Source organism: Stenotrophomonas sp. PvP093, from assembly GCF_017876915.1.
Lineage (GTDB): Bacteria > Pseudomonadota > Gammaproteobacteria > Xanthomonadales > Xanthomonadaceae > Stenotrophomonas > Stenotrophomonas muris.
Genome location: NZ_JAGIOX010000004.1, coordinates 1,791,161 through 1,808,162, shown reverse-complemented (window position 1 = coordinate 1,808,162; position 17,002 = coordinate 1,791,161). Strand labels below are relative to the sequence as shown.

The 17,002-nt window shown below is 65.6% G+C and carries 15 protein-coding genes and 1 tRNA gene; 8 read left to right on the top strand and 8 right to left on the bottom strand.

All coding sequences use genetic code 11. The annotated features are described in order from the left end of the window. Positions 1-96: 96 nt before the first annotated feature. From J3A72_RS10835 to J3A72_RS10825, 3 genes are all read right to left on the bottom strand, one after another. Entirely contained in the window at positions 97-1,422 is a 1,326-nt protein-coding gene (locus J3A72_RS10835) for an XVIPCD domain-containing protein (protein ID WP_088375516.1), read from the bottom strand. Between the two features lie 24 nt (positions 1,423-1,446). Continuing rightward, positions 1,447-2,310 (bottom strand): hypothetical protein, encoded by an 864-nt coding sequence (locus J3A72_RS10830; RefSeq protein WP_140222904.1) that lies wholly within the window; start codon positions 2,308-2,310, stop codon positions 1,447-1,449. A 76-nt stretch (positions 2,311-2,386) separates the two neighbouring features. Then, positions 2,387-2,794: a hypothetical protein gene (locus J3A72_RS10825; protein ID WP_014647606.1), complete on the bottom strand. Its 408-nt coding sequence runs from the start codon at positions 2,792-2,794 to the stop codon at positions 2,387-2,389. A 632-nt stretch (positions 2,795-3,426) separates the two neighbouring features. Here J3A72_RS10825 and J3A72_RS10820 point away from each other — a divergent pair. Then, positions 3,427-3,882 (top strand): DUF3592 domain-containing protein, encoded by a 456-nt coding sequence (locus tag J3A72_RS10820; RefSeq protein WP_075076630.1) that lies wholly within the window; start codon positions 3,427-3,429, stop codon positions 3,880-3,882. A 54-nt stretch (positions 3,883-3,936) separates the two neighbouring features. On the opposite strand, the gene J3A72_RS10815 is transcribed toward J3A72_RS10820, so the two are convergent. Beyond that, positions 3,937-4,290, bottom strand: a complete 354-nt coding sequence (locus J3A72_RS10815) for a winged helix-turn-helix transcriptional regulator (RefSeq protein WP_049415019.1) — start codon at positions 4,288-4,290, stop codon at positions 3,937-3,939. 103 nt (positions 4,291-4,393) lie between these two features. Here J3A72_RS10815 and J3A72_RS10810 point away from each other — a divergent pair, with 103 nt between their 5' ends. Then, the gene (locus tag J3A72_RS10810; protein WP_075076629.1) at positions 4,394-5,383 is read left to right on the top strand and encodes an MDR family oxidoreductase; all 990 of its coding nucleotides are present in this window, start codon (positions 4,394-4,396) and stop codon (positions 5,381-5,383) included. Positions 5,384-5,533: 150 nt separating this feature from the next. Continuing rightward, entirely contained in the window at positions 5,534-8,287 is a 2,754-nt protein-coding gene (locus J3A72_RS10805) for a UvrD-helicase domain-containing protein (RefSeq protein WP_209572152.1), read from the top strand. Between the two features lie 646 nt (positions 8,288-8,933). Here J3A72_RS10805 and J3A72_RS10800 read toward each other — a convergent pair. After that, positions 8,934-9,023: transfer RNA gene (locus J3A72_RS10800), tRNA-Ser, on the bottom strand. A 124-nt stretch (positions 9,024-9,147) separates the two neighbouring features. Between J3A72_RS10800 and J3A72_RS10795 the strand changes: the two genes are divergently transcribed. Further along, positions 9,148-10,221 carry a DUF4241 domain-containing protein gene (locus J3A72_RS10795; protein ID WP_075076626.1) on the top strand — a complete coding sequence of 358 codons (1,074 nt, stop codon included), beginning with the start codon at positions 9,148-9,150 and terminating at the stop codon, positions 10,219-10,221. Between the two features lie 55 nt (positions 10,222-10,276). Here the strand turns inward: J3A72_RS10795 and J3A72_RS10790 are convergent, their stop codons facing one another. After that, the gene (locus tag J3A72_RS10790; RefSeq protein ID WP_005410175.1) at positions 10,277-11,269 is read right to left on the bottom strand and encodes a LysR family transcriptional regulator; all 993 of its coding nucleotides are present in this window, start codon (positions 11,267-11,269) and stop codon (positions 10,277-10,279) included. Between the two features lie 127 nt (positions 11,270-11,396). Here J3A72_RS10790 and J3A72_RS10785 point away from each other — a divergent pair, with 127 nt between their 5' ends. Further along, positions 11,397-11,984, top strand: coding sequence for an NAD(P)H-dependent oxidoreductase (locus J3A72_RS10785; protein ID WP_075076625.1), 588 nt, complete (start codon positions 11,397-11,399; stop codon positions 11,982-11,984). Positions 11,985-12,120: 136 nt separating this feature from the next. Then, positions 12,121-12,483: a ligand-binding protein SH3 gene (locus tag J3A72_RS10780; protein WP_053495993.1), complete on the top strand. Its 363-nt coding sequence runs from the start codon at positions 12,121-12,123 to the stop codon at positions 12,481-12,483. Positions 12,484-12,549: 66 nt separating this feature from the next. Here J3A72_RS10780 and serS read toward each other — a convergent pair whose 3' ends face one another. Then, positions 12,550-13,830: a serine--tRNA ligase gene (gene serS, locus J3A72_RS10775; protein WP_014647612.1), complete on the bottom strand. Its 1,281-nt coding sequence runs from the start codon at positions 13,828-13,830 to the stop codon at positions 12,550-12,552. A 113-nt stretch (positions 13,831-13,943) separates the two neighbouring features. On the opposite strand from serS, the gene J3A72_RS10770 reads away from it, so the two are divergent. Beyond that, entirely contained in the window at positions 13,944-14,582 is a 639-nt protein-coding gene (locus J3A72_RS10770; RefSeq protein WP_049404494.1) for an energy transducer TonB, read from the top strand. A gap of 119 nt (positions 14,583-14,701) precedes the next feature. Continuing rightward, on the top strand, positions 14,702-15,274 hold the full coding sequence (locus J3A72_RS10765; protein ID WP_075076624.1) for an energy transducer TonB: 573 nt from the start codon (positions 14,702-14,704) through the stop codon (positions 15,272-15,274). Positions 15,275-15,650: 376 nt separating this feature from the next. Here J3A72_RS10765 and aroA read toward each other — a convergent pair whose 3' ends face one another. After that, positions 15,651-16,958: a 3-phosphoshikimate 1-carboxyvinyltransferase gene (gene aroA / locus J3A72_RS10760; RefSeq protein ID WP_075076623.1), complete on the bottom strand. Its 1,308-nt coding sequence runs from the start codon at positions 16,956-16,958 to the stop codon at positions 15,651-15,653. Positions 16,959-17,002 lie beyond the last annotated feature (44 nt).

Below are 17,002 nucleotides of genomic sequence, written 5' to 3'. Positions count from 1 at the left end.
GCGGAGGCGAACGAAGGGTCCGCGCCCCAAGGCTTAAAGGCCTAGGCGAAAACCACTTTAGACCCGAGCCCGTGACCGGCTCACCCGGGGGGCCGGTCAGGCCATCCGCATGGCCGGGGTGTCGCGCGCCCGCGCATCGACCTCCTGCTGCTGGCGCTGCGCGTGTGCCTGTTCACGTTCCGCACCCACTGCCTGCAGGGCCTGCAGTGACTGCTCGACCGGCGTCTGCACCGCCCGGTCCGTGGGCATGGAGGCCCGCAGATGCGCCGGATCATTCAACTCGCCCTGCACCACGAACACGTTGCGGCCGGCCGGATGATCGGCGGTCTGCGCGCTCAGCAGGACATGGTCGGCACGTTCAAGCTGGTTGTGACGCGCCAAGGCCATCACGCTCGCCACCAGGCGCTCGCTGTTCTCATCATGGGTACGTCCCGCGCTGGCATCGATCGCGGCCACGCCTTCGCGCACCTGCTGCATCAAGGCGTACTCACGGTGGCCAGGACCAATGTCGGCCAGACGGGTCGGGGCCTGCGCGGGATCCCGTACGTCGTCCACGGCTGCGGTAAGCGGACTGCGGGTGATGGTCCGGTACGGGTCGTCCGGGTGGAACTGGGTTCGCTTTTCCTGCCGTTCCAGACGAACCTCGCGCGCGTCGTTGAGTTCGGCGATACGGGCGGGGTCAGTGATCTCCCGCATCGACATATGGCCGCCACCCGCGCTGACACTGGCCCACTTCCTGTCCGCTTCGAAGTACATCGCGTAGTAGCTGTTGCCACCGATGACGTTCGGATCGACCGCCGAGCGTCCTTCCAATGCCTGGGTAGCTTCCAGCACGCTCAACCGGGTCAGGTACTGCCCGCCCTTCGCCCATCCCATCTGGCTGATGGCATCGACGCTGGTGTTGCCTACGCGCGGGCCCCCGGCGTAGTCATTGTTGAGCATGTTGGTCCAGATCTGTTCCAGCTTCTCGGGGCCGCTCTTGTCCGAGGCGGCTTGCAGGAGCACTCGAGGAGTCCAGCAATTGGGGTCCAGTCTGTGCTGCTCGAAAGCGCGGTCATGAGCCAGCATGACGTCAGCGCCAGGCAGATTCAGCGCGAGATCCGCACGTCCGTTTCCCATCCACGCCTGTCGAAGCTCCAGATCTTCCCGCAGCAGTGTCCGCCCGAATGCTTCCCACTGGCGCTCGCTCAGCTCGGCATTTGGAAAGCGCGAACCTTCGTCATTCTGAGATCTGGCATGGCTTTGCGCGTAGGCATTGGCCACGCGTCCAGGCAAACTGTCATTACGTACCACACCTAGCGCCAGCGTACCGTAGCCGTCCGAACCCGGCAGTTGCGACAGGTAGTTCCAGTACAGCTCACGATTACCGGCATCTGCATAATCGATGAGGATTCTGATGTCCTTCTGGGTCAGGCCGCTCATTGCTTTCTCCTTGAGCCTCGTCGTTTAGCGCGTCCGTGCTGCAGCAAGAACATCGCGAACAGCATCTTCCATGCGTTTCCAGTCTTTCAAGAAAGCTCTCTTGTAATGCAGGGAGATGGATAGGCTGTCAGAGATATCGACAAAGTAGTGAACGCATCCGGCAGCCACAGGATCGTCCAGATCAATGACCTCGTCCTGCGTCAGGCGCACTCCGTCCCCCAGGAACGTTGCGCTATCGCACTTGATGAAGCTTGTCAGTCCCCCAGCACCGTCCCGTGCAACATACCAGTCGCGCTCGAATGCCGGATTGCGGACAGGCGGCTTCCCATACCGGGACTCGTACTTCTTCGCGTACAACACCATCTTCGCTTCATCGATTGCATAGGGCGTCAGGCCCAAGGTCTCCGGCTGTGCAACGCGTTGATCGAGACGGTCCCTGGGATCCTCCCTTTCCACAGAACCCTCCTCCGTGATGGCTTCATTTGAGGAAAGCCTTGAAAGCGAAGTCTCAATTGGAATGCGATCGATGTAGTTGATACGAACAGCAATCTCCTTCCGGAAATCATTCGTACGCGGATTGGCCCGGGCACCCGGCGGCGTCGGCTTCATGTCCGGCCACTCGATGACCAGCGTCACGCCCTCGCCGGGCCACGGTGCGATCTGGCTGTCCAGGTAGTTGGCCGGAATGCGGAAAGTGTTCGGCCCGAGCTTCACGTCCACGGGCGCATCGGTATAGGTGTGGCCGTTGATCGTGCGGCCGGTCTGGGGTGCGCCGGACATGGCGGGATTCCTTTCGTGTTCGGTGGACGGCGGCCGTGCACACGCGCTGGCACTCGTTGCGACGGCGAGTGCAAGCGTCAGGCAACGGCCGGGGGACATCACGTGCATGGGCATTCCATTGCAGGGTTCCAGCGCCACTATAGGGAACCGGGCGTCAACGGAACAGGAACCGCGTCGCAGCCCTTCACGGCACCAGGCAGCGTTCCACCTGCAGCGACAGCGCCTGGCAGGCGTTGAACAGACCTTCGACCACGGCGGCGGAGGGACAGCAGGCAGGATCGTCGTTCTCCCGTGCCACATGCGCGGCATGCAGCACCGCGGTCAACGCCGTGATGCCCGAAACGCTGCGGGTCGCCAGGGCCATGTCGAAGGCGCGGCCGGGGCTCAGGCACATTTCACTCCAGGCCTCGCCATCAGCGCGCAGGTTCCTGCCGTGGCCTTTCAGGTGTGCAAAGAATGCCGATGGGGTGACGAACTCGGCTGATTCGCGGAGCGCGTCCTCCAGCGTTTCGGCCAAGGCAGCGGGAAGATCAAGTACAGCGGCACCCAGCAGCGCGTGCAGGCGGGGATGGTCGGGAAGACGTTCGGGCATGACGGCAACCTCACGATGTGGCCACCTGCAGATGCAAGGTGGCGGACGGTGCGGGTTGGCGTGCCGGATACGTACCGCTAAAGCCGGCGGATCGGAAGATCCCCACGCACCGTCCACCATGAGCCGGTAGGCGGTGCATTGTCGCGGTTGCAGCTTCGGCTGCAATCGCGACCGGTAGCGGTACGTAAGTTCGGGACGCCAATCCCGGCCAGGGCGAGTGCCTTGGCGCGGCGATGATGGGCGCACTCCATCGCCGAAGCAAAGTAGGAAAAGTCCGCGCTGAGGCGTTCCTACGCTGGTTGCGTCACAGGATGGCGAACCGTCCACCGACTGACGTGCTTCGTTGATACATCGCGCCTGCCTGCGCGTACTACCCAACGATCACATCGAGCCGAACGCGACACGCCGACCATGGCGATCGCGCAGAAAGTCGCAATACGCACGGCCTCCGCCTTCAGCTGGAGCACAGACGTTCCGCGCTGGATGCACACCGGGAACGCTTGCATGGAGGAGCCCACAGGCACATTCGAGCGCGATCTGATCACAACGAAATGTCTGCGCCACGCCATTTTCGTACGAGATCCGCGAGGTGAGGACTATAGTCGCCGACCTCAATGGATCAGGAGCTCATTATGGAATTCACTTCCTGGCGCAACATTCTTGTTGCCGCTGGCGTGGCGGTCGCACTTTCCGTGGCCGCCTACAACGACCATCACCGTCATGCCCTCACTGACGGTGCTGAAGGGCGCGATGCAGTGGGCCTCGTCACCGAGGTGCATTGGGATGAGAAAAGGGGCAGAAAGAGCAACTTCGTCCTGAATGTCGAGTTCGAAACCGAAGACGGCCAATCACGCGTCGAGAAGATCGCGGTCTCCAACGACCTTGGCAATCGGATGCGTGCCACCGACGAGGCGGAAGAGATTGATATCCGCTACAACGCCGAGGATCCATCGGTGGCTGTGGCTGTGGCCGCGGGCGAAGCGGACAACTCCCTGCTGTTGTTGTGGCTGGCAATCGCCTCCGCGCTGGTCACCCTGGCACTGCTGGCCACCCGGGTGGTGCAGGGCCGGAAAGCGCAGCCGGCCTGAGCCATCCAGGCGCGGGCGCATCCAGAATGCGCTCGCGCAGAGCCAAAAGTGTCTTCAACTCTGGCAATCGCCTTCCGTGCTTCCATGGCCACGATAGGTTTCACCCCACTCGCGCATGGCCAGCAGCACCGGTACCAGCGTGCGCCCGAACTCGGACAGCTCGTATTCCACTTTCGGCGGCACTTCCGGGTACACGTGGCGGATCACCACGCCATCGGCTTCCAGTTCACGCAGCTGGCTGGTGAGCATGGACTGGGTGGCATTGGGCACCCGTCGCGTCAATTCCATGAAACGCCGCTTGCCGGTCATCAGGTGAAACAAAATGATCGGCTTCCACACGCCGCCGATCACCGACAGCGTGACTTCCACCGCGCAACCGCTCTTGCCATCCCAACGCTTGCTACGCATGCATACTCCGGAAAACCATAGTACCTACGGAAAATCGTCGTTCTTGTTGCGATAACGGTGCGAGCCTAGCATGGGGCCATCCACTGAACGTGAGCCCCCAACCATGAGTTTCAAGGCACTGCTGACCCGCAAGACGAACGACGGCGTATCCACGGAACTGGTCGATTTCAATGAAGCCGACCTGGTGGACGGCGACGTCCTGGTACAGGTCGAGTACTCCACGCTCAACTACAAGGATGCGCTTGCCCTCACCGGCAAGAGTCCGGTCATCCGGACGTTCCCGCTCATTCCCGGCATCGATCTGGCAGGCGTGGTGCTGGAATCCAGCACGCCCGACTTCAAGCCAGGCGACCGCGTTGTGCTCAATGGCTGGGACCTGAGCATGGGCCACCACGGCGGCCTGGCACAGCGCGCCCGCGTCCGCGGCGAATGGCTCAACCGGATTCCCGGCAACCTGAGCACCCGCGATGCCATGGCCATCGGCACCGCTGGCTATACTGCGATGCTGTGCGTGCTCGCCCTGGAACATGCCGGCGTGACGCCCGAGAAGGGCGATGTGCTGGTGACCGGCGCCAACGGTGGCGTCGGCTCGATCGCGGTGGCGATCCTGTCGAAGCTGGGCTATCGCGTGGTGGCCGCCACCGGACGCCCGGAGCATGCTGAGTATCTGCACAACCTGGGTGCGGCCGAGATCATCGATCGTGCGCAGCTTTCGGAGCCGCGCGAGCGGCCGGTGAGTGCCGAGCGATGGGCCGGTGTGGTGGATGTGGCCGGCGGCCCAACGCTGGTCAATGCCATCGCCGAAACGAAGTACCGCGGTGCCGTGGCCGCCTGTGGCCTGGCCCAGAGCGATGCACTGCACGGCTCGGTGCTGCCCTTCATCCTGCGCAACGTGACCCTTGCGGGTGTGGATTCGGTGAATGCCCCACAAGAGGTTCGCCAGCGCGCCTGGGATCGGCTCGCGACCGACCTGGACCCGCAGAAGCTGGAAAGCACCGTGCAGCAGATCGGCCTCGCCGAGGTGCTGGATGTCTATGAGCAGATCATCCCCGGCAAGGTGCGTGGCCGCATTGTCGTGGATGTGAACGCCTGACGCCTGCCGCGCCGGCGAGGGTGCAATGCCATCGCTGGCGCGCGTGCGCGAGTGACCGGAAACCCAGCGTGCCATGCCAAGCGGCCTTATCATGGGGCGGCAAGGGCACTTTACGCCCGGTGACGTACGCAAGGCAGTATCTGGATGTCTATGGAATGGCGCCCCTCGGGCTGGGGCCAGCGTGTGACCCGCTCGCCGGACTGGCAGTTGCGGCTGGATGGCGAACAGCTCGCGCTTTTGATCGACGGCAGGCAATACCACCAGCATGTGGCGAACGAACACAGCGTGCGGGTCGTTCGCGGCGTGCTCTGGTCCCGGGTCGAACTGACGACCGAGCGCGGTGAAGCACTGTCCGTGGATGGGCTGCCCAACAGCCAGGGCTCCCGGCTTGCGGCGGCGCTGCAGCAGGTGCGCTTTGCGCGCACCACACGGGGACGCAAGGCCCTGTTTGACACGATCCTGGAGCAGATCCAGGCGTGGCTGGCCGAAGCAGACGCGCTTACCGACCGAGGCACCACCGGACGCCGCTGGATCACCCACGAACAGCAGCAGGCGTTGCTGGCCGACCGCCCCGCCCTGCCCCTGCCGCCCGCCGAGCTGGAGCAGCTGTTCCTCGACGAGGAGGTGCACGACGACCTGCACGCGCCCGGCCACCGCATGGCGCTGGACGCCCTGCACGACTGGCAGCTGGATTGGCCCGCCGTCTGGGCCGAGGCCAACGCGACCATGGCAGAGCGCGAGCGGGTGCTGGCCAAGGACTTCCTGGACCGGGTCGAGAGCAAGCCCCTGACCGAGGAACAAGCCCGCGCCGTCATCTGCTTCGACAACCGGGTGCAGGTCGTGGCCGCGGCCGGCTCTGGCAAGACCTCCACAATGGTCGCCAAGGCCGCGTATGCCATCGACCGCGGCTTTGTCGAACCCGAACGGATCGTGATGCTCGCCTTCAACAAGGACGCCGCCCAGGAGCTGAAGGAGCGCGCGCAGCGATGCTTCGACCGGCTCGGCATGGGCGACACCGTGGTGGAAGCCCGGACTTTCCACGCCCTGGGCCTGTCCATCATCGCCAAAGCCACAGGGCGCAAGCCGGATATCCCGGAATGGGCGGTCGACGCGACGCTGGGCTTCAACAAGCTGGCCGAACTGTTGGACGACCTGAAGGACCGCTCGACCCATTTCCGCACCCAGTGGGACATGTTCCGCCTGGTGTTCGGGCGCGACCTGCCGCCGTTCGGTGCCGACATGATGGCCGATGGTTACGACCGCGATGGCACGCCCTACATCCGCACCCTGAAGGGTGAGCGGGTGAAGAGCCTGGAGGAGTGCGTCATCGCCGACTGGCTGTTCTACAACGGCGTGGCGTACGACTACGAGCGGCGCTACGAATTCGATACCGCGACAGACACCCATCGCCAGTATCGCCCGGACTTCTACTATCCGGACGCCCAGCTGTATCACGAGCACTTTGCGCTGGATGCCGATGGCCAGCCGCCGAAGCACTTTGCCAACTACAGCGAAGGGATGCACTGGAAGCGCCAGCAGCATGTGGCGCGCGGCACCGCTCTGGTCGAGACGACGTCGTTTGGCCTGCGCAGTGGACAGGCCCTGCAGCATCTTGCCGAGCGGCTTGGCGCGTCTGATGTCGAGCTCGACCCGAACCCGGACCGCGAGCTGCCTGATCAAGGCGCCAAGCCGATGCCGGACGCAGACCTGATTGGCCTGATGCGCACCTTCATTGCCCATGCCAAGAGCAACTGCCTGACACTGGACGATATGGCGGCGCGCCTGCGGCAGATGCCCGAGGATCAGTTCAAGGAACGCTACCGGCGCTTCCTGGAGATCGCCGGGCCGGTTTTCCGGGCCTGGGACAACGCACTGGCTGACGAGCGCAGCATCGATTTCGAGGACATGCTCAACATGGCGGCCGGGCTGCTGGAACAGGGCCACTATGAATCGCCCTACGAACTGGTGATGGCCGACGAATTCCAGGACGCATCGCGCGCCCGCGCGCGCCTCTGCCGTGCGCTGGTCAGCCAACCGGGCCGCCATCTGTTTGCGGTGGGCGATGACTGGCAATCGATCAATCGCTTCGCTGGCGCTGACGTTGCGGTGATGACTGGATTCCGCGAATGGATGGGCCATGGCCAGGTGCTGAAACTGGAGCAGACGTTCCGCTGCCCACAGGCACTGTGTGATGTTTCCAGCCGCTTCATCAGCCGCAACCCCGCGCAGATCGCCAAGGAAGTTCGCTCTGCTGCGCCGACCATGGGCCCGGTGCTGCAGGCGTTCCAGGTGAACCGGCGTGAGGAGGTGCAGGATGGCGTTCGCCAGTACCTTGCGAAGCTGCACCAGCAACTGTTGTCAGGTGCAGTGCCGCAGGGCCGCACCGGGCGCGTGACGGTCTTTGTTCTGGGGCGGTATCGCGCGGATCGCGGTGCGATGCCTTCGGATTGGAAGACGGCCTTCGGCAGCACGATGGACGTCGAGTTCCTTACCGCACATCGATCGAAGGGGCGCGAGGCGGACTACGTGATCCTGCCGGGCATGATCAACCGCAGCTTCCCGAGCCTGCGCGCGGATGACCCGGTGCTTTCGCTGGCAATGCCGGAAGGCGATACCTATCCGCTGAGCGAAGAACGGCGCCTGTTCTATGTCGCGCTGACGCGTGCGCGACGGTCGGTCGCGATGTTCACCCTGCAGGGCAAGCACTCGCCATTCCTGGATGAGCTGGTGAAGGACGGGGCAGTGGAAGTAACCGCGATTTCAGGCGCGGCCATCCACGATGAGCGCTGCCCGGTGTGCAAGGTGGGCGTATTCGTGGACCGGAATGGGCCACATGGGGCTTTCCGGTCGTGCTCGAGTTACCCGTTGTGCCACAACAAGCCAACAGGTGGGCGTCGGGGCTGAATGCCGCTCCCTCCACATATGCCTGCCTGCATCAGGGCACATAGGCACCGTCTCGGTTTCGCCCCCGGCACGATGCGCGCCATGGCGTTTCCGGAAGCGAAAAAGCCCCGGCAGGACCGAGGCTTTTGTCTGGAGGGTGGCAAGGTTGCAGGGTATCGCAAGGTCCCCACACGTCCCCGCCGCGCCCTGCTACGGGATAATGCAGCCGTTCCGACGCAGGCATTGCATATAGTTGCGGGTACAGATACTCAAGTTTGTACCTGACGCCTCGCACGCAACGTATTGGACCTCGCAGACGGAACATGGGCCAGGGGCTTTCGCCGTGGCGCTGCTGATTCCAAAGGTCAACGCACAGGCCGCAACAGCAACAGAAAGCTTGAATCCAATCTTCATGCCATGACTCCGTTGGTCGCCCTCCTTGGGCATCCGAAGCCTAGCGCGGGTGTCTGGCACATTCAAATTGCCCGGCGCCAACGTCAGCGCTTGTGCACCTGCAACGATTACGTCCTTGAATGAAGCAATTCCCTGTTGGGTCAGAGGAATGCACCGGTTCATTCGTTCACCTGACCTTGGTTGCCGGATGGCTGGCCAGCAAGGGCCGTAGAAACAGAAAAGCCCCTGCTTCCAGGGGCTCTTCTGAACTTCTTGGCGGAGAGAGTGGGATTCGAACCCACGGAAGGTTTAACCCTTCGCCGGTTTTCAAGACCGGTGCCTTAAACCGCTCGGCCATCTCTCCAATCGGGTCCCGGTCGCCCGGGCAGCGCCGTATTCTCGCACGTGAAGGGCATTTGCCCAAGACCACCTTGCCCCTGCCCTCCGCATCCGGCACGGTGGGGGCCTTCACCGCACTCGGAGCCGCCATGGCCCATCTCGATCTGGCCAACCTGCGCACCTGCCTGCTGGACGACACCCAGCTGGCCGCTGTGGCCCTGCACCGCACCTTCGCCGGGCACCTGCCGGTCAGCAGCGGGCACGTGGTGGTCTGCGATCCGCTGGTGCAGGCCGAGGCGCCTGCGCTGGCCGACTACACCGCCCCGCTGGGCCGGCATCCGGTCGAGATCATCGTGCACAGCGGCCGCCCGGCGTTGGCCGTGGTCTGGTTCAAGCCACGCGAAGCTCTCACCGCGACCGCCCTGCACTGGCAGATGGCGCGCTGGACCACGCAGGACCTGACCGGCCTGGATGAGGACAGCTTCATCGGCTACCCGGTCGACGCCGGCATCGGTTGCTTCATGGACACCGACACCCAGCAGGCGCTGCTGGCCCTGATCGAACAGGCCGATGGCGACGAAGACAGCGAGTGGTCGGATGCGCTGATCGACCACGATGGCCTGGATGAAGGCGCCGAATATCGCCCCTGGGGCGAGGACTCGCCGCACGGCCTGGTGGTGTTCACCAGCGGCTGGGGCGACGGTGTCTATCCCAGCTACTGGGCGCTGGATACGTCCGGCATTCCGGTCGCCCTGGTCACCGATTTCCTGTGCATCCAGGGCGGCGATGGGCGCGACGAGCGCGAGATTGCCGACCAGGCCTATCGCGACAACCTGCCAGCTGCGGAAGCCGAGGCGCTGGCGCGGCTGGTGGCTGCAGTAGAACGAGACGACGCGGAGGCATTGCAAACCCTGTTGGAGGATGCGCCGCAGCGCGCCAACCTGATCGAACCGGGCTGTGGCGGTACCGCCCTGTACGAGGCGATCCGCCTGGACCGTCCGCAGGCATTGCGGGTGCTGTTGCAGGGCGGCGCATTGCCGGCAATGCCCGAACGCCTGCACATGAGCAAGGTGACCAGCTATCTGGACTATGCGCGATTCCTGAAGAAGCCACGCAGCGCGGAGCTGATGGCGGTGCTGGAAGCGCCCGTCGTTGCAGCCGGACCGCCAGCGGCCGCACCGCGACGCCGTAGTTTCTGGGACCGGCTGTTCGGCCGGAACTGATCGGCGCCGGAATACAGCAACGCCGGGCATGGCCCGGCGCTACCTTCGCGCCTTCTCAGCCGGCATCCACCGCCAGCGCACCCAGTGCACTGGCCTTGATCCGCTCCTTGGCCTTTTCACAGGCGCCACCGCAATCCAGGCGCGAGGCCTCCAGCTGCGGCGGCAGGTGCTCGGCCAGGAAGTCGATGAACACGCGCACCGCCGGCAGCAGGCCGCGGCGCGAGGCGAACACGGCGTGGCACACGCCCTGCGGCAGCGACCAGTCCGGCAGCACCACTTCCAGCTCGCCATTACGCACGGCGTCGGCGCACACGGTTTCCGGCAGCATGGTGATGCCGAAACCGTCCTTCACCATGCTCTGCAGCAGCGGGAAGTCGAAGCCGGCCACGCGCGGCTGCAGGTCGACCCGGCGCACTTCGCCTTCCGGGCCATGCAGTTCCCAGCGCTGGCGGGCTTCGTCTTCGCTGATGCTGAGGGTGACGTGCTGGGTCAGCTCTTCCGGGTCCTTGGGGCGGCCGGCGCGGTCGAGGTACTTCGGGCTGGCCACCAGCAGTTCCTGCACCTGGCCGAAGCTGCGCATCACCAGGCTGCCGTCGTCGTCCAGGCGCGAACGCACGCGCAGGGCCACGTCGTAGCCTTCGTTGATGATGTCCACGCGGCGGTTGCTGATGTTCAGCTGCAGCCGCACCTTGGGATACTGCTCAAGGAACTTGGGCAGCAGCTTGGGCAGCTGCATCTGCGCCAGTGACACCGGCACGCTGGCGCGCACCACGCCGCGCGGTTCCGCGCTGAGGCGGTCCACTACTTCGCGTGCGGCCTGCGCTTCGGCCAGCATCGTCTGCGCATGCCGGTGCACGCTGGTGCCGACGTCGGTGACCGCGAAACGGCGCGTGGAGCGCTGCAGCAGGCGCACGCCCAGGTCGGTTTCCAGCTGGCTGATGCGGCGGCTCAGTCGCGACTTGGGGATGCCCAAAGCGCGCTCGGCGGCGGCGAATCCGCCGTGGTCGACCACCATCGCGAAGTAGTACAGGTCATTCAGGTCATGCATGCCCGAGTTCCATATCTAGAACAATACGTGGCATTCAATCACCTTTATTCCGCCTTTGCAACAACCTATCGTTCTCTCCGTCGGCGGGGCCACCCCGCCCCTTCCTCCCAGAACATAGGTGACTGCCATGAAGCTTCTGCATCTCGACGCCAGCGTGCTTGGCGACAACTCCGTCTCGCGCCAGCTGTCGGCCGCCGTGGTCGCCCGCCTCGCCAGCCAGATCAACGGCCTGCAGGTCGATTATCGCGATCTTGACGCCAATCCGGTACCGCACCTGCGCAGCAGCTCGCTGGCCAAGACCGACGCCGCTGAAGCGACCGATGCTGAACAGGTGATGCAGCAGTTCCTGGAGGCCGACATCGTGGTGATCGGCGCGCCGATGTACAACTTCAGCATCCCATCCACGTTGAAGGCCTGGATCGACCGCGTGGCCGTGGCCGGCCGCACCTTCAAGTACACCGAGAACGGCCCGGTGGGCCTGGCCGGTGGCAAGCGGGTGATCATCGCCAGCAGCCGTGGCGGCATCTATACCGACTCGCCGGCCGACTTCCAGGAGCCGTTCCTGCGTCAGGTGTTCGCCTTCATGGGCATCAACGAAGTCGAGTTCGTGCGCGCCGAGGGCATCGCCTACTCGCCGCAGCACCGTGAAGACGCCATCGCCGGTGCGCTGGCGGCGCTGCCGTCGCACGAAGCGGCCGAAGCCGTCGCGGCGTAACGCGTTCCAACGTTCGGCGCCCCTCTCTCCTCGTCTGGGCGCTGAACGCGGGCCGGGATCCCCTCCCCCTCCCGGCCCACCCTGGCGGCCCCGCTGTGCGGGGCCGTTTTCTTTTGCGGCGCGCTAGGCTGGGGGCATGAACTACATCGTGACGGCTGCGCACCGCAGCGAATTTCCGCACCCGATCATCCTGCGCCGCGGCCAGGCGCTGGTGGTGGGCGAACGTTATGAAGGCCCGGAGGGCTGGGACGACTGGTTCCTCTGCGAGGCCGAGGGGCAGCAGCCCGGATTCGTGCCGGCGCCGGTGATCGGCCGCGATGCGCAGGGTGGCGCGTTTGCCACGCAGGATTACTGCGCGCGCGAACTGGATGTGGACCCCGGGCAGACGCTGCGCGGGATGCGCACGCTCAATGGCTGGGCATGGTGCGTGCCGGAGAACGGCGAACCGGGATGGGTGCCGCTGGAGAAGCTGCGGGCCATAAAGGAGAGCCGAGCATAGGCTCGGCTCTACACAGATCTGTAGCGCCCGAGCCCATGCTCGGGCGGCGGCGCGCAGCGCCGGCTATCAGCCAATGGTTTCCAGGCCACCCATGTACGGGCGCAGGGCCTCCGGCACGGTGATGCTGCCGTCGGCGTTCTGGTAGTTCTCCATCACCGCGATCATCGCGCGGCCAACGGCCACGCCCGAGCCGTTCAGCGTGTGCGCCAGCTCCGGCTTGCCGGTGGCCGGGTTGCGCCAGCGCGCCTGCATGCGGCGGGCCTGGAAGTCACCACAGTTCGAGCACGAGGAAATCTCGCGGTAGGTTTCCTGCGACGGCAGCCAGACTTCCAGGTCGTAGGTCTTCACCGCCGAGAAGCCCATGTCGCCGGTGCACAGCAGCACCTTGCGGTACGGCAGGCCCAGCTTTTCCAGCACCACTTCGGCGCAGCGGGTCATGCGCTGGTGTTCGGCGTCGCTGTCTTCCGGGCGGCTGATCGAGACCAGCTCGACCTTCTCGAACTGATGCTGGCGGATCATGCCGCGCACGTCGCGGCCACCGCTGCCGGCCTCGGCACGGAAGCACATCGAGTGGGCGGTCATGCGCAGCGGCAGGCGCTCGGCGTCGACGATCTCATCGCGCACGATGTTGGTCAGCGGCACTTCCGAGGTCGGGATCAGGTAACGCGTGGAGTCGCCCACGGCGGTCTTGAACAGGTCGTCCTCGAACTTCGGCAGCTGGCTGGTGCCGCGCAGCGAGTCGGCGTTGACCAGCAGCGGCACGTTGGTCTCCTCGTAGCCGTGCTCGCCGGTGTGCAGGTCGACCATGAACTGGGCCAGGGCGCGGTGCAGGCGCGCGATCGGGCCACGCAGCACGGTGAAGCGCGAACCGGACAGCTTGGCCGCGGTCTCGCCGTCCAGCCAGCCGTTGCGGGCGCCCAGTTCGACGTGGTCGAGCACCTTGAAATCGAACTGGCGCGGGGTACCCCAGCGCGCCTGCTCGACGTTGTCGTTCTCGTCGGCACCGGCCGGCACATCGTCGGCCGGCAGGTTCGGAATGCCCATCGAGATCGCTTCGATCTTCTCGCGCAGTTCGTCCAGCGCCACTTCCGAGGCCTTCAGCTCGTCGGCGAAGGCAGCGACCTCGGCCATGATGGCCGAGACGTCCTCGCCCTTGGCCTTGGCCTGGCCGATGGCCTTGGAACGGCTGTTGCGCAGGCTCTGCAGCTCCTGGGTCCGCACCTGGATGCGCTTGCGATCCGCCTCCAGGGACTCCAGGGCAGACACGTCGAGCTCGAAGCCGCGGCTGGTGCGCAGGCGTTCGGCGAGGTCGGCGGGCTGGTGGCGGAGCAGGGCTGGATCAAGCATGGCAGGTGTCGTGGTGGGTATCAGGGATGGGATTATCGCTTGTTATACGGATTTCTGCCGCCCGGTTCATTCCTGGCGTGGCAGAATCGGGCTATTCCGTACTGGTCCGGTCCATGTCTGCACCCCGCTCGTCGTCCGCCAAGTCGTTCACTGTGCATATCCCGCGCAACGCCCTGAAGATCGCCGGCATCGCCTTCGGCGTGGGCGTGCTGTTGTTCGTGCTGGTCTGGTTGACCGGCCGCGACAAGGAGTTCTTCCGTGCCGATCCGGCCGCGCAGACCCCGCAGGAGACCGCGCAGGTGGAACCGCTGCCGGAACCGCTGGCCGCCGCCGCAGGCTCCAGCGACATGCCCGATGCCAAGCCGGCCCCGGTAGAGGACGACGCCCCGAAGCTGGTCGAAACCGCCCCGCCGCCGCCGGCGCCCACCGCTGAACCGGCCCCGGCCACGCCGAGCCCTGCGCCAGCCGCCACCGGCAACAGCCAGCCGATGCCGATTGCCGGCCAGTCGCCGCCGCCGGCCTACCCGGCCGCGGCCCTGCGCGCGGGCGAGACCGGCAGCGTGGTGGTGCGCGTGGACGTGGATGCCACCGGCTACCCGAACAATGCCACGGTCATCCAGCGCAGCGGCTCACGCGAGCTCGACCGTGCCGCCACCGACGCCGTGCGCCGCTGGCGTTTCACCCCGGCGCAGAGCAACGGCCAGGCCGTACCGGGCAGCATTGAAGTGCCGTTCGACTTCAAGACCCAGTAACTGAACGTTTCCCGGCGGGCAACCTGAACCCTGCCGGTGACGTTGACGCAACGCTGACACTTCCCGCCACTGGCCCGCGCAACACTCTCCCCGTCGTCCATTGACGGAAGGAGTTTGCGATGACCGCCACCACCCACGAAGACCTTCATTCGCCGCAGCTGCAGCAAGACGCCGGCGAACAGCACAAGCCCACGTCGCCCTGGATGTGGATCGCGCTGATCGTGGCGATGTTTGCCGCCGCGCTGCTCTGGCTGCGTCACTCGAATCAGGAAGACGTGGCGCCGGCACCGGTCGGCGAGCGCATGCTGCCCGCCCCCGAGCAGGCGCCGGTGGCCGACGCGCAGGAGCCGGCGGCCCGCCAGGCCGCACCGGTCGGCAACCAGCGCAAAGCCGCCCCTGCGGTACGCAATCGCGAGGCGCGCCCGCTGGCAGGCAACATCAAGCCGACCTACCCCGCCGCCGCGCTGCGTAATGGCGTACAGGGCAGCGTGATCGCCAGCCTGAATGTCGATAGCCGCGGCCAGGTGACCAATGCCGCGATTGTTTCGCGCAGCGGCGAACGCAGCCGTGACCTGGATCGCGCGGTGCTGAGCGCCGTGCAGAACTGGAAGTTCCAGCCGGCGATGCATGAAGGCCGTGCAGTGGCCAGTGTGGTGCGGGTCCCGGTGGATTTCCGTACCGAACAGCGTTGATCGCGGACGAGGGGTTCGTGATGTTTAGACGGAGGCTTCGGCCTCCGTCCTTTTATCTGGAGAGGCGTGCCAACCAAGGTTGGCACCTACCGGGCGATGTGAGCGTGCCAACCAGGGCTGGCACCTACCGGGCGATGTGAGCGTGCCAACCAGGGTTGGCACCTACCGGGTGATGTGAGCGTGCCAACCAAGGTTGGCACCTACCGGGTGATGTGAGCGTGCCAATCAAGGTTGGCACCTACCGGGTGATGTGGGCGTGCCAATCAAGGTTGGCACCTACCGGGTAATGCGAGCGTGCCAATCAAGGTTGGCACCTACCGGGTGATGTGGGCGTGCCAACCAAGGTTGGCACCTACCGGAAAACGCGATCCGCCGATCAGGCCAGGTTGAAGCCGGCGCTGCGCGCCAGGCCATCGAAGTCCGGGAAGGACGTGGCGACGTTGGCGATGTCGTTGATGCGCACTTCGCCGTCGCTGATCTGGCCGGCAATGGCGAATGCCATGGCGATGCGATGGTCGCCGTGGCTTTCGATGGTGCCACTCCCCAGCCGAGCCCCGCCATGCAGGGTGGCGCCATCCTCGGTCTCGTCCACCTGCATGCCCAGCGCGCGCAGGCCAGTGGCCATCGCCGCAAGACGATCGGATTCCTTCACCCGCAGTTCGGCAGCACCGCTCACCACGGTCTGGCCTTCGGCGGCGGCGGCGGCCACGAACAGCGCCGGGAACTCGTCGATCATGTCCGGCACCAGTGCTTCGGGAATACGCGCGCCCTTCAGCGGAGCGTAGCGCACCACCAGATCGGCCACCGGCTCACCGCCCTGCTCGGCCGGATTCTCTTCGGTGATATCCGCCCCCATCAGGCGCAGCGCGTGCAGCAGGCCGGTGCGACGCGGGTTCAGGCCGACCTGCTTCAGGCGCAGCTCGGAGCCGGGAATGATGCTGGCGGCGACCAGGTAGAACGCCGCCGAGGAAAAATCGGCCGGCACTACGATGTCCGTGGCGCGCAGGCGCTGGCCGCCCCGCAGGCGCGCCTTGCCCGGCGAGAATTCGATGTCCACGCCGAACGCGGACAGCATGCGTTCGGTGTAGTCGCGGGTCGGGTGGGGTTCCAGCACGCGGGTTTCGCCCTGCGCGTACAGGCCGGCCAGCAGCACGGCCGACTTGATCTGTGCGCTGGCCACCGGCGAGGCGAAGTCGATGCCATGCAGCGTCTGGCCACCATGCACGTGCAGCGGCGGCGTGCCGTCGTCCTGGGTATCGATCCTTGCACCCATCTGCGACAGCGGGCCGGTGACACGGCGCATCGGGCGGCCGGACAGTGACTCATCGCCGATCAGCGTGCAGTCGAACGCCTGGCCCGCCAGCAGGCCGGCCAGCAGGCGCATGCCGGTACCGGCATTGCCGCAGTCCAGCGGTGCCTCCGGCGCTTTCAGGCCGTCGATACCCACACCATGCACGATGCGCTGCGACGGGCTGGGGGTTTCGATGCGCACACCCAGCTGGCTGAAGATGCGCGCGGTGGCGCGGGTGTCCTCGCCTTCCAGGAAGCCTTCGATATGCGAAGTGCCATCGGCCAGCGCGGCGAACATCACCGAGCGGTGCGAGACCGACTTGTCGCCGGGAATGGTCAGGCTGCCCTGCAGCGGCTGGCCCTTGCGGGCGATCCAGTGTTGCGCGTTGCTCATCGTTCGATCGTTCCGTAAACGCCGGCAGCGCCGGCGATGCATCA